General features: G+C 60.1%; 12 protein-coding genes. 10 read left to right on the top strand and 2 right to left on the bottom strand.

Annotated features, from left to right (window positions below; all coding sequences use genetic code 11):
* The first annotated feature begins 43 nt into the window (after positions 1-43).
* The 7 genes from IE188_RS02155 (at position 44) to yciA (ending at position 6,322) form a co-directional block, all read left to right on the top strand.
* Positions 44-733 (top strand): tripartite tricarboxylate transporter TctB family protein, encoded by a 690-nt coding sequence (locus tag IE188_RS02155; RefSeq protein ID WP_191284816.1) that lies wholly within the window; start codon positions 44-46, stop codon positions 731-733.
* A gap of 7 nt (positions 734-740) precedes the next feature.
* Entirely contained in the window at positions 741-2,381 is a 1,641-nt protein-coding gene (locus IE188_RS02150; RefSeq protein ID WP_191284815.1) for a tripartite tricarboxylate transporter permease, read from the top strand.
* Positions 2,264-3,730, top strand: a complete 1,467-nt coding sequence (locus IE188_RS02145) for an aldehyde dehydrogenase (RefSeq protein ID WP_191285298.1) — start codon at positions 2,264-2,266, stop codon at positions 3,728-3,730. Before IE188_RS02150 ends, IE188_RS02145 begins: the two co-directional genes overlap by 118 nt.
* Positions 3,727-4,959: a Tm-1-like ATP-binding domain-containing protein gene (locus IE188_RS02140; protein WP_191284814.1), complete on the top strand. Its 1,233-nt coding sequence runs from the start codon at positions 3,727-3,729 to the stop codon at positions 4,957-4,959. Before IE188_RS02145 ends, IE188_RS02140 begins: the two co-directional genes overlap by 4 nt.
* A 74-nt stretch (positions 4,960-5,033) precedes the next feature.
* Positions 5,034-5,432: a 5-carboxymethyl-2-hydroxymuconate isomerase gene (locus tag IE188_RS02135; RefSeq protein ID WP_191284813.1), complete on the top strand. Its 399-nt coding sequence runs from the start codon at positions 5,034-5,036 to the stop codon at positions 5,430-5,432.
* Positions 5,429-5,854, top strand: coding sequence for a homoprotocatechuate degradation operon regulator HpaR (hpaR, locus tag IE188_RS02130; RefSeq protein ID WP_191284812.1), 426 nt, complete (start codon positions 5,429-5,431; stop codon positions 5,852-5,854). The genes IE188_RS02135 and hpaR overlap by 4 nt, the downstream gene beginning before the upstream one ends.
* Before the next feature lie 72 nt (positions 5,855-5,926).
* Entirely contained in the window at positions 5,927-6,322 is a 396-nt protein-coding gene (gene yciA / locus IE188_RS02125) for an acyl-CoA thioester hydrolase YciA (protein ID WP_191284811.1), read from the top strand.
* Here the strand turns inward: yciA and IE188_RS02120 are convergent.
* Positions 6,319-7,209, bottom strand: a complete 891-nt coding sequence (locus tag IE188_RS02120) for a GIY-YIG nuclease family protein (protein ID WP_191284810.1) — start codon at positions 7,207-7,209, stop codon at positions 6,319-6,321. The two genes, yciA and IE188_RS02120, sit on opposite strands and share 4 nt — an antisense overlap.
* 121 nt (positions 7,210-7,330) lie before the next feature.
* Positions 7,331-8,986 (bottom strand): energy-dependent translational throttle protein EttA, encoded by a 1,656-nt coding sequence (gene ettA, locus IE188_RS02115; RefSeq protein ID WP_191284809.1) that lies wholly within the window; start codon positions 8,984-8,986, stop codon positions 7,331-7,333.
* A gap of 75 nt (positions 8,987-9,061) precedes the next feature.
* Here ettA and mgrA point away from each other — a divergent pair, with 75 nt between their 5' ends.
* From mgrA to dacB, 3 genes are all read left to right on the top strand, one after another.
* Positions 9,062-10,093, top strand: coding sequence for an L-glyceraldehyde 3-phosphate reductase (gene mgrA, locus IE188_RS02110; protein WP_191284808.1), 1,032 nt, complete (start codon positions 9,062-9,064; stop codon positions 10,091-10,093).
* Positions 10,094-10,132: 39 nt separating this feature from the next.
* Positions 10,133-10,729 (top strand): nicotinate-nucleotide adenylyltransferase, encoded by a 597-nt coding sequence (locus IE188_RS02105; RefSeq protein WP_191285297.1) that lies wholly within the window; start codon positions 10,133-10,135, stop codon positions 10,727-10,729.
* Positions 10,730-10,824: 95 nt separating this feature from the next.
* A complete protein-coding gene (gene dacB, locus IE188_RS02100) occupies positions 10,825-12,315 on the top strand; it encodes a D-alanyl-D-alanine carboxypeptidase/D-alanyl-D-alanine endopeptidase (protein WP_191284807.1) in 1,491 nt (496 codons plus the stop codon).
* Positions 12,316-12,344 lie beyond the last annotated feature (29 nt).

Genomic DNA, 12,344 nt, shown 5'->3' with positions numbered 1-12,344 from the left:
GGGCTGGCAGTTCGCTGGCCCCGCATCTTCATGAGGGGCAGGTATGAGCGACGATATTTCAGAGCATCCTGATCGTCCCCGTCGCGGGCAGGTCTTGTTCGCGGCGTTGTTCCTGATTTGCGCAACGCTGTTGATCGCGGCGCTGGGCGAGCAGACCAAATGGCTGAAGGGCAAGGAATTCTTTGCGCAGCCGCGTTTCTGGCCGGCAATCGGTGTTGGCGGCATGGTCCTGTTCTCCGCCCTGCATTTCTGGCACCTGCCGCGCAAACCGCGCCGCCTGCCACGCTGGATGCGCGAAGCGGATTGGTTCCAATGGGCCGAAAGCCTGTTCTGGGGCGTTTTGGCGGTCGGGCTTGCCCTGTGGCTGGGGCCGCTTGCCGCCGCGCCAATGGTCCTGCTGGTCGTAACTGTGCGTGTCACCTGGCTGTATCAGCATTGGACCGACCGGCGCGAGGCAAAGGTCTGGGCATCGGTCTTTGAATGGGCGGCATGGTTTCTGGGCTATGTGCTGCTGGTCCCGATCATCGGCTATCTGCCCGTGACCATCGCGTTCACATTGATGCTGACCTGGCGCGTCGGATACCGCGACCGCATCATGATGCTCAGCGCGGTTCTGTTCGCGATTACCGTCGTGGTCGTTTTCAAGAGCTTTCTGCAAGTGAAGATCCCCGGTGCGGCCCTGTATGAATACCTGCCGAGCGCGCTGCGGTCGTTCTTCATTTTGAATTTCTGAGGCACAGATGGACCTGATCATCGACTTTCTGACACAGGTTCAGGCCAGCTCCGGGGTCTTGGCCCGCTGGGATGTGGTGCTGGCGCTGCTGGTCGGGTCAGTGGGCGGCGTGTTGATCGGGGCCATTCCGGGTGTCGGACCCGCCGTCGCGATCGCCATTCTGTTGCCAGCGACCTTTTCGATGGACCCGATTGTCGGGTTGACGGTGCTGCTGGGGATTTACGGAAGCTCGATGTATGGCGGCTCGATCCCCGCGATCCTGATCAACACGCCGGGCACCGCCGTGAACGCACTGACCACCTATGACGGCTATCCAATGACCACGCGGGGTGAGGCGCGGCGTGCGCTTTCTCTGGCGTATAGTTCGTCATTCTTCGGCGGCTTGTTCTCGGTCATGTGCCTGATTTTCTTTGCGCCCGTGCTGGCCAAGGTGGCCCCGATGTTCGGCAGCCGAGAGATCTTTCTGGCCGCGCTGTTGGGCATTATTCTGGTGGTGACGGCCCATCGCAAACACACGTTGATCGCGGCTGCCATGGCGTGCTTTGGCATCTGGCTGAACACCATCGGGCTGCACCCGGCCAGCTATTCGAAACGCTATACGTTCGACCAAAGCTGGTTGTCGGGCGGGGTGAACCTGATCGTCGTTGTGCTGGGGCTGTTCGCGCTGTCACAGGCGTTCACGCTTCTGCATGGTGACGACGAAAAGGTGCGCCTGACCCGGTTGAAGGGAAGCTTCTTTCAGGGCTTTCGCGAGTTGGCCCGCCATCCGCGCATTGCCGGGGTGTCCGCGTCCTTCGGCGTGATCATGGGCATGATCCCCGGTGTGGGCGAGTTCACGGCGCAGTTCATGTCCTATACCTATGCGCAGAAATCGTCGAAACGCCCCGAGGATTTCGGCCATGGGTCAAGCGAAGGCCTGATCGCGGCGGAAACCGCCAACAACGCGGTGCCCGCAGCGGCGATGGTGCCGCTTCTGGCGCTGGGCATCCCCGGCGAGGCTCTGACGGCGATGATGTTGTCGGTCTTCTATGTCCACAACGTGATCCCGGGCCCGCAATTGTTTCAAAACGATATGGATTTCGTGGTCGCGCTGTATCTGGCGCTTTTGGTCCTGAACGTGCTTGTGGTGATCTTCTTGCTGGTTGCGACCAATCAGTTGATCAAGGTGGTGAAGATACCCAACCGCTTCCTTGGGGTGTGCATCCTGATCCTCAGTTTCGTGGGAGTCTACTCGCTGCGCAACTCCTTGACGGATTGCATCCTTGCGACGGGGTTCGGCATCTTCGGCTTCATCATGAAACGAATGCAGCTTCCCGTGGTGCCCATCGTGCTGGGCATGGTGCTGGGTGGTATTATGGAGGTGAAACTGCGCAGCGCCATGGCGCGCGTGAAATCACCGCTCGACTTCGTTGATCGCCCCATTGCGGCGATCCTGTTTGGAATGATCGTTCTGGTTCTGGCCCTGCATTTCCGCCGGGTCTGGCTGGACTTCAAAGAAAGAAAGACGGACGAATGGCAGACCAGTCACGCATCAACGAGCTTCGCGGCCATCCTGTCGCGCCGCAGAAACTTTATATTGACGGAGCGTGGGAAGAAGGTTCGGGGGAGGCGCAAGACGTTCTCTCGCCGATTGACGGATCGCGACTGACGACAATTGTCCGGGCGTCCGCAGCGGATGTGGACCGCGCGGTCGCCGTGGCGCGACGCGCCTTCGATGACGGACGCTGGTCGCGGGCGGCGCCTGCGCATCGCAAGAAGGTTCTGCACAAGCTGGCGGACCTGATCGAGCAGAACGCGCTGGAACTTGCGGTTTTGGGCGTGCGCGACAACGGGACCGAGATCGGCATGGCCATGAAAGCCGAACCGGGGTCGGCGGCGAGCACGTTCCGATACTATGCCGAGGCGCTGGACAAGGTGTATGGCGAAATCGCCCCGACCGCGCCGGGAATACTGGGGCTTGTCCACAAGGAACCCGTGGGTGTTGTCGGCGCGATTGTCCCGTGGAACTTCCCGTTGATGATCGGGGCGTGGAAGCTGGCACCCGCGCTGGCGGCCGGAAACTCGGTGGTGTTGAAACCGGCGGAAACTGCATCTCTGACCCTGTTGCGCCTTGCTGAACTGGCCACGGAGGCGGGTCTGCCCGATGGCGTTTTCAATGTCGTGACCGGCCAGGGGTCCGTCACTGGCGAGGCACTGGCGCTGTCGATGGATGTGGATGTTCTGGTGTTCACCGGGTCCGGCGGGGTGGGGCGCAGATTGCTGGAATATGCGGCGCGGTCGAACCTGAAACGCTGTTATCTGGAACTGGGGGGCAAATCCCCAAACGTGGTCTTTGCCGATGCGCCGGATCTGGAACAGGCCGCCAAAGTTTCGGCGGCAGGGATCTTCCGCAATGCGGGGCAGGTCTGCGTGGCCGGCTCGCGCCTGTTGGTCGAGGAAAGCGTGCATGACGCATTCGTCGATGCGTTGGCGCGACACTCTGCTGCGATGAAGGTCGGCGATCCATTGGACCTGACCACCAATATCGGCGCGGTGAACAACATGCCTCAGCTGGAAGGCAATCTGGGTTTCGTTGCCCGTGCGGTTGAGGAAGGCGCGACACTCGCGCTGGGCGGGTCGCGCATTCTTGAAGACACTGGCGGATATTACATGGAGCCGACCGTGCTGACCGGTGTGAAACCGCAGGACAACGTGGCCCAGAACGAGGTCTTCGGTCCGGTCCTTGCCGTGACCCCGTTCACGTCGGATGAAGAGGCGGTTCAGATCGCAAATTCCACAAAATTCGGTTTGGCCGCAGGGGTTTGGACATCGAACCTCAGTCGCGCCCACCGGATGGTGCGCGACATTCAGGCAGGCGTTGTCCATGTGAACACCTATGGCGGCCCGGACACGACGGTTCCGTTGGGAGGGGTCAAGCAGTCAGGCAACGGGCATGACAAGTCGATGCACGCGTTCGACAAGTATTTCGACCTCAAAACCGCATGGATGCAGCTATGAGCGACAAGACCATTCTGGTTGTCGGCACCTATGACACCAAAGACGACGAACTGAATTACATCGCGGACGTGATCCGTGGGCAGGGCGGTGGCGTCAAGACGATGGATATTTCGGTACTCGGGGATCCCAGCGCGCCCTGCGATTATTCCAAGCATCAGGTTGCCGAGGCTGGCGGGTCGTCGATCCAGGCCGCCATCGACAGCGGGGATGAAAACACGGCCATGCAGATCATGGCGCGTGGGTCTGCGGCCCTGGCGCTGCGTCTTTATCGCGAAGGTGTGTTTGACGGGCTGATCGTGCTGGGCGGCACGATGGGCACCGACGCGGCGCTGGATCTGTGTCAGGCCCTGCCGCTTGGCGTGCCGAAATATGTGGTTTCGACGGTCAGCTTCTCGCCCCTGATCCCCCCCGAACGTTTGCCGGCCGACGTGCAGATGATCCTGTGGGCGGGCGGGCTTTACGGGCTGAACGCGATCTGCAAGGCGTCGCTGTCACAAGCGGCGGGGGCGGTGTTGGGCGCTGCGCGAGCGGTCGAGGCGCCGGACTTCACCAAACCCCTGATCGGGATGACTAGTTTTGGCAAGACCGTGCTGCGCTACATGGTCGGGCTTAAACCCGCCCTTGAAGCGCGCGGGTTCGAGGTGGCGGTGTTCCACGCCACGGGAATGGGCGGGCGGGCTTTTGAAAGCCTTGCCGCCGAGGGCGCCTTCGCCGCCGTTCTGGACTTTGCCCCGCAAGAGCTTGGAAACCACATCATGGGGTCGAGCATCTCGGCCGGGCCGGACCGGATGACACACGCAGGTGCCTCGGCCACGCCGCAAATGGTGTCGATTGGTTGCTATGACCTGGTGGATTTCATCGGTTGGCAGGACGTGCCATCGACACTGGCTGGGCAGGAGGTGCATGCCCACAATCGGCTGTTGTCCTCCGTCATGATGACACCGGAACAACGGCGCGAGATGGCGCGCGCGATGTGCCGTAAGCTTTCTGCCGCGCAGGGCCCGGTCACGCTTCTTCTGCCGTTGCAGGGGGGCAATGAATGGGACCGGCCGGGTGGGCCTTTGCATGATGCCGCGGGGTTGGCGGCTTTTTGCGACGAAATCCGCGCCCAATGCCCGGACAATGTCACGCTTCTGGAACTGGAGGCCCATATCAACGACCCGGCGTTCACCGAGCGGGTTCTGGCCGAGTTCGACCACTGGGTCTCGTCAGGTGTCATCACGCCCTGAGGCATCTTGTTGCACCCGCAATGAATTGCTTTTCAGCGGCGGCAGGTATTTACTGCCAGTGTTAAGGAGTGTCCATGCCGCACCTGTCATTCGAATTCAGCCACGGGCTGGGTCACCATGCCGATCTGCCGGCCTTGGCCGAAACCATGCGCAACGCGCTGGTCGCCACGGGCCATTGCCCGGTCGGCGGCATCCGCGTGCGCGGGTTCGAGGCCGTTGTCGACGCCATTGGCGACGGGGCAGGCGGGTATCACTTCCTTGATATGATCCTGAGGCTGGGGCAGGGACGGGACGAGACCACGCGCGAGGCCATCGCCGACACCCTATATCGCGCGGTTGAGGACGCGCTGCGCCCGCAGATGGGCGACACGCCCTTTATTCTCAGCCTTGAGGTTCAGGACATTGAAACCCGTTTCAGCCGCAAGAGCTGGAGCACGATCCACGCGGCCCTCCGCGAAAAGGAACCGGAATGAGAAAACTTGAACGCGCCCTTCCCATCGCGTTGCTTCACGCGCGTGAAGCAACCTTGAAACCCTTTCGTCACGAGCTGGATCAGATCGACCTGACTGTCCAACAATGGCGCGTGATCCGCGTGTTGGCCGAAGGCAAACCCTGCTGTGCGACCGAACTGGCCGAACGCTGCGTCCTGATGCCGCCCAGCCTGAGCCGCATTCTGAAAAACCTGACAGAACGCGAGCTGATCGAGCGGGTGGACGACAGCGACGGCCGCCGCCGCAAGGTACAGATCGCCCCGGCAGGGCGCGAGAAATACGCGCAAATGTCCGGCAAGGCCGCGAAGATCTATGAAGATCTGGAAAGCCGCTTCGGGCACGAGAAGATGGAGACGCTGCTGGACCTTCTGAACGAACTGCGCACGGTGGCCACGGCGAACTGACGCAGCGATCCGCTTGCGCGGGGGCGACCTGCGGCTTACCCATGGGAAAGCAAAACTGGAAACGGGGATCCCATGTCCGATCAGACACTTGCGCCGGAAGGCGACATCATCCTGCGCACCTTGGCGATGCCGAAGGACACCAACACGGCAGGCGATATTTTCGGCGGCTGGGTGATGAGCCAGATGGACATCGCTGGCGGCATCATCGCAGGCGAACGCGCACAGGGGCGTGTGGCGACGGTGGCTGTGAACGCAATGAAATTCATCCAGCCGGTGAAGGTGGGCGATGTCTTGTGCATCTATGGCCGCGTGGGCCGGGTCGGAACCACGTCGATGTCCATCGAGCTGGAGGCTTGGGTGAAACGCGACCGGCTTGGCGAACGCCACAAGGTGACAGAAGGCGTGTTTGTGTTCGTGGCGCTGGATGAGGATGGGCAGCCGGTGGCTGTGGAGAAGGGGGAATACTAGATCAATTGGCTAGATTGCCAGTCAGCGTAGGTTTGCGAAGTGCCTTTGACGAGCCAGTCCGTTCGACCGTTTCTCGCTGTTCCAAATAAGAACACTGCAGCACCGCTGGGGCTGGAAAAGGCTACATCATCGGTCAATCTGAAACGATTATTTTCGATTTTCTCTGCTCGACCTGAAGCTAAAACCTGTTTTCGCCTTTCAGCGCTGGCATTTTTGAATGAGATGGACTCGTTCAAGTCGCCTGTCGAACCTGCTTTTAGTATGAACTCACCATCAATTTCTGAAGCAAAAGCATTGATACCTTTCTTCGCATGATACAGTACGAACTCCGGCGATGTTTTTCTGGGTTCATCCTCCAGCTTACTATTTTTCTGCCCCGCCTTGCGGAAAAAATCCACGCCAATAACCGGCAAAACAAGTTGAATTTCCTCCAAGAAAGCTTCCATATCTGAAATGTCGGCCTCTGGCAGGCGATCGAATTCAGGATCAGTTCGATTAGTAACTCTGCTTTTTTTCGCCGTTTTCAGGAGCGTGATTAGGCGCCCCTCAAGGTATTTCACATGGGCTTTTGTGAGATTCATATCTTTGTTTGTGATTGCAACAAAGCGGTCCCAAAAATCTTTCTTGTCATCTATTGAGTGCGAATAAAGTCGTTTCGAGATGTCATCGCCTTCGCCGACATAAACACTTGGCAAAGTTGTATCAAGCGGGGAGCCAAAGAGAATGTAAATTCCAGTCCGCTTAAGCTCTTCTCTTCTTAGTGCGACGTCTAGTTTGGTCCTTGGCGCTGCAAGTACATGGCCTGTCCAGTTCACGATCTCTGCCGTCACAACGCCAGTTGGGGTTCCTTCAGCCAAGAAAAGTCGGACAGACCTACCTTTGTTCATCAGAATGTCTCCGAAAAAAGTAACAAATTACATGAACTGACCCTATGCGCGAACACGGATTTGAAGTCAAATCCGCTGCCTCGCGCCGATGAAAAACGGCCCCGAAATCGGGACCGCTCTCTCACCGCGTAAACTTCTTATGCTTCAATCGCTTGGGCTCCAATGCATCTGGTCCAAGCCGTCGTTTCTTGTCCTCTTCGTAATCCTCGAAGTTGCCTTCGAACCATTCCACATGGGCTTCGCCTTCAAAAGCCAAAATATGGGTACAGATACGGTCGAGGAAGAAGCGGTCGTGCGAGATCACCACCGCGCAGCCGGCGAAATCGACCAGCGCGTCTTCCAGTGCGCGGAGGGTTTCGACGTCGAGGTCGTTGGTGGGTTCGTCAAGCAGCAGCACGTTGCCGCCCTCTTTCAGAAGCCGCGCCATGTGGACGCGGTTGCGTTCGCCGCCTGACAGAAGCGACAGTTTCTTTTGCTGATCGCCGCCCTTGAAGTTGAAGGACGAGCAGTAAGCTCTTGAATTGACTTGTGCGTCGCCAAGTTCGATCAGTTCGGCCCCGCCGGAAATCGCCTCCCACACGGTATCGTTGGGGTTCAGGTCGTCGCGGGACTGATCGACATAGGACAGCTTCACCGTGTCGCCCAGTTCAATCGTGCCCTCGTCGGGCTGCTCCTGCCCGGTCAACATCTTGAACAGGGTCGATTTACCCGCACCGTTGGGGCCAATTACGCCGACAATGCCGCCGGGGGGCAGGCTGAAGGACAGGTCTTCGATCAGAAGCTTGTCGCCCATGTGCTTTTTCAGGCCTTCGACCTCGATCACCTTCGACCCAAGGCGCGGGCCGTTGGGGATGACGATCTGCGCGCGTCCGACCTTGTCACGCTCGGACTGGCTGGCCAGTTCGTTATAGGCATTGATCCGGGCCTTGGATTTCGCCTGCCGGGCTTTCTGGCCCTGACGCATCCATTCCAGCTCGCGCTCCAGCGTTTTCTGCTTTGACTTGTCCTCGCGGGCTTCCTGCTCCAGCCGCTTGGCTTTCTGTTCGAGCCAGGACGAATAGTTGCCTTCGTAGGGAATGCCAGACCCGCGGTCGAGTTCCAGAATCCAGCCGGTGATGTCGTCCAGGAAGTAGCGGTCGTGGGTGACGATCAGGATGGTGCCCTTGTAGTCGATCAGGTGCTGTTGCAGCCACGCGATGGTTTCGGCGTCCAGGTGGTTGGTCGGTTCGTCCAGAAGCAGCATGTCGGGCTGTTCCAGAAGCAGCTTGCACAGCGCCACGCGACGTTTTTCACCGCCCGAAAGCGTGGTGACGTCGGCGTCATCGGGGGGGCAGCGCAGCGCCTCCATCGAGACATCAATCTGCGCGTCCAGATCCCAGAGGTTCTGGGCGTCGATCTCGTCCTGCAGCTTTGCCATTTCCTCGGCGGTTTCGTCCGAGTAGTTCATGGCCAGTTCGTTATAGCGTTCAAGGATGGCTTTCTTCTCGGCCACGCCCTGCATGACGTTGCCACGCACATCGAGCGACGGGTCCAGTTCCGGCTCCTGCGGCAGATAGCCGACCGTGGCGCCTTCGGCGGCCCAGGCCTCGCCCTGAAAGTCCTTGTCAATGCCCGCCATGATGCGCATCAGCGTCGATTTACCGGTGCCGTTCACGCCCACGACGCCGATTTTCACGCCGGGCAGGAAGCTCAGGCGGATGTTTTCGAAACACTTCTTGCCACCGGGATAGGTCTTGGAAACCCCGTCCATGTGGTAAACATATTGATAAGCGGCCATGGGATGTGTCCTCGCGTTTGACTTCCCGGTGTCTTAGCCAGACAAAGGGGGCAGGGCAATCCCGAAGGAGCAACCATGACCTATCATCCGGCAGAAGACCGCTATGAAAAGATGACCTATCGGCGCTGCGGGGCGTCGGGGTTGAAGCTGCCTGCGATCAGTTTGGGACTGTGGCACAATTTCGGGCATGACTTTCCGCATGGGACGAAAGAGGCGATTTGCCGGTCAGCGTTTGACAACGGGATCACGCATTTTGACCTCGCGAACAATTACGGCCCGCCCGCCGGCAGCGCGGAAGAGGCGTTTGGCGAGATCTTGCGGACCGATTTCTCAGGCTTCCGGGATGAACTGATCATCAGCTCCAAGGCGGGTTACGAGATGTGGCCCGGCCCCTATGGCGAATGGGGCAGCCGGAAATACCTGATCGCGTCTTGTGATCAAAGCCTGAAACGGTTGGGGGTTGATTACGTCGATATCTTTTACAGCCACCGTTTCGATCCTGACACGCCGCTGGAGGAAACGATGGGCGCGCTGGATCATATTGTGCGGTCAGGGCGGGCGCTGTATGCCGGGATCTCCAGCTATAACAGCCAGCGCACTCGCGAGGCGGTGGCGATCCTGAACGATCTGGGGACGCCCTGTTTGATTCACCAGCCCTCCTACAACATGCTGAACCGTTGGGTTGAGCGGGACGGGTTGAAGGATACGTTGACCGAGCTGGGCGTCGGTTCAATCGCGTTCACGCCACTGGCACAGGGGCTTTTGACGAATAAATACCTGAAGGGCATTCCCGAAGACAGCCGTGCGGCACAGGGGAAGTCGCTGCCCGCGAACGCGGTCTCGGATACGGTGATTGATAGTCTGCGCGCGCTGAATGACATTGCGAAAGCGCGGGGTCAGACCCTGGCGCAAATGGCGATCGCCTGGGTGCTGCGGGACGAAGGGATCACAACCGCATTGATCGGTGCGTCGCGCCCTGAACAGGTGCTGGACTGTGTGGGTGCGATTGATCGGCTTGATTTCAGCCCGGCGGAGTTGGAGGCCATTGACGCCGCGATCAGTGAAGAGACCGTGAACCTTTGGGCGCGGTCGGCAGAGATCGACTAGGGCTGGGCGGGGCCTGATATGCCGGGCAATGGCACGCTGATGCGTCACGAACTTCCATATGCGCGACCGGGGCAGGTGATCGGGCTGTTGGGCGGGTCTTTTGATCCGGCCCACAGCGGCCATGCTCACATCACCCGCGAGGCGTTGAAACGCTTTGGTCTGGACCGGATCTGGTGGCTGGTGACACCCGGCAATCCGTTGAAGAAAAACGGACCCGCCCCCATCGAGACACGGCTGGCGCGCGCCCGCGCTGTCATGCAGCATCCGCGTGTCGAGGTCACAGACATCGAACGTCTGACCCGCACGCGATTCACCGCCGAGACGCTGCAGGCTGTACAGCGTTTGTATCCGGGGGTGCGGTTTGTCTGGCTTATGGGAGCGGACAATCTGGCCAGCTTTCATCACTGGGACCGGTGGGAATGGATCATGCAGAACGTGCCCGTGGGCGTCATCGCGCGTCCGGGGGACCGGGTCGCAGCACGCACGTCGCCCGCGGCAAAACGGTTCGAACATGCCCGGATCGCGGGGCGGGCGGCGCGGCAACTGGCCAATGCAGAAGCGCCGGCCTGGTCCCTGATCAATGTGCCGATGGTTGATGTCTCGTCCACCCAGATCCGCGCCCGCGGCGAATGGTGAGATGCCCGGATCAGCAAGGATCAAACCTGCGCCAGACGCGTTGGTTCACAATAAATCGGGTTGCCCCGTGAATGCCCAGAGGATTTAATTCACCTATGGTCAAAGTGATTTCGAAACGTGCATTTTTGGGGGGGCTGGGCGCGAGTCTGGTCAGCCCGGTATTCGCGAACGCGCCCGCGACGTCGATCCGCCCTGCACCCAAGTTGCTGGATTTCTCGAAACGTCTGATTCCGTCGGCAGATGCGCTGATTGCCGATGCCAACCTGGGCGGCAAGATCGGTTTCGTGGTGGCAGATGCCAAGACCGGCCTGATCCTTGAAGCGCACAGCCCCGTCCTGCCCTTGCCCCCGGCCAGTGTCGCCAAGGCGATCACGGCAGTTTACGGCATTTCATCGCTTGGGCTGGAACACAGTTTCGAAACGCAGGTGATTGCCACGGGGCCGGTGGAAGCCGGGGTGGTGCAGGGCGATTTGCTGCTGGTCGGAGGCGGGGATCCAACGCTGGACACGAACGCCTTGGCGGCGCTTGTGAAGGCCTTGAAGCAAAAGAATGTCACGTCGATCAAAGGCGATTTCATCGTGGATGGTCGCGGGCTGCCATATGAGCGGATGATTGATCCGGGGCAGCCGGATCATCTGGGGTATAATCCCGCAGTGTCGGCGCTGAACCTGAACTACAATCGGGTGCATTTTGAATGGAAGCGTGCAGGCCAGGGGTTTGATGTGTCGATGGAGGCGCGGTCGGATCGGTTTCGCCCGGCGGTCAAGATGGCGCGCATGCAGATCATCGACCGCAAGGTGCCGGTCTATACCTATGAGGATGCCAAGGGCATCGACAACTGGACCGTGGCCCGTGGTGCTTTGGGAAAGGGTGGGTCTCGCTGGCTTCCGGTGCGGCGCCCCGACCTTTACGCAGGCGAGGTCTTTCAGGTTCTGGCCCGCAGCGAAGGCATCCGTTTGCCCAGCCCTACGGCGCGTCCTTCGCTGCCCGGCGGCACCGTGCTGGCGGCGCATCGTTCGCGTCCGCTGAGGGAGGTGGCGCAGGGGATGCTGAAATACTCAACCAACCTGACGGCCGAATTGATCGGACTTTCTGCCAGTGCGACCCGCGACGGCAGGCCGGACAGTCTGGCAGCCTCGGGTGCGGCCATGGCCGACTGGATGAACACCGAACTGGGTGCCAAGCGCGCGTTCTTCAAGGATCATAGTGGGTTGAGCGATCAATCTCGCCTGTCCGCAAGTGACATGGTGAAGGCGCTGAACAGCGCCGGGCCCGAGGGGTATTTGCAGGATTTGATGAAGAATGTGACCCCTCTGGATGCAAGGGGACGGGCGATCAATGACGCCGCCTATGCGGTCAAGGCAAAGACCGGCACCTTGAATTTCGTCAGTTCGCTGGCCGGATACCTGACAGCACCGGAGGGGCGACTGCTGAGCTTTGCCATCTTTACGGCGGATCTGGAGCGACGCGCCGCCATTCCACGGGCCAACCGCGAACGACCCCCAGGCGCAAAGGGCTGGAGCCGCCGCTCGCGCGTGTTGCAACACCAGCTTCTGTCCCGCTGGGCCCTGGAATATGGCACCTGATCGGGGGCTGCCGCCCTGGTGGCTGGTCG

Origin of the sequence: Aliiroseovarius zhejiangensis, assembly GCF_014656375.1 — a bacterium.
In the GTDB taxonomy this organism is placed as follows: domain Bacteria; phylum Pseudomonadota; class Alphaproteobacteria; order Rhodobacterales; family Rhodobacteraceae; genus Aliiroseovarius; species Aliiroseovarius zhejiangensis.
Note: the sequence above shows the minus strand (reverse complement) of the source record. Positions and strands in the feature narration are given on the sequence as shown.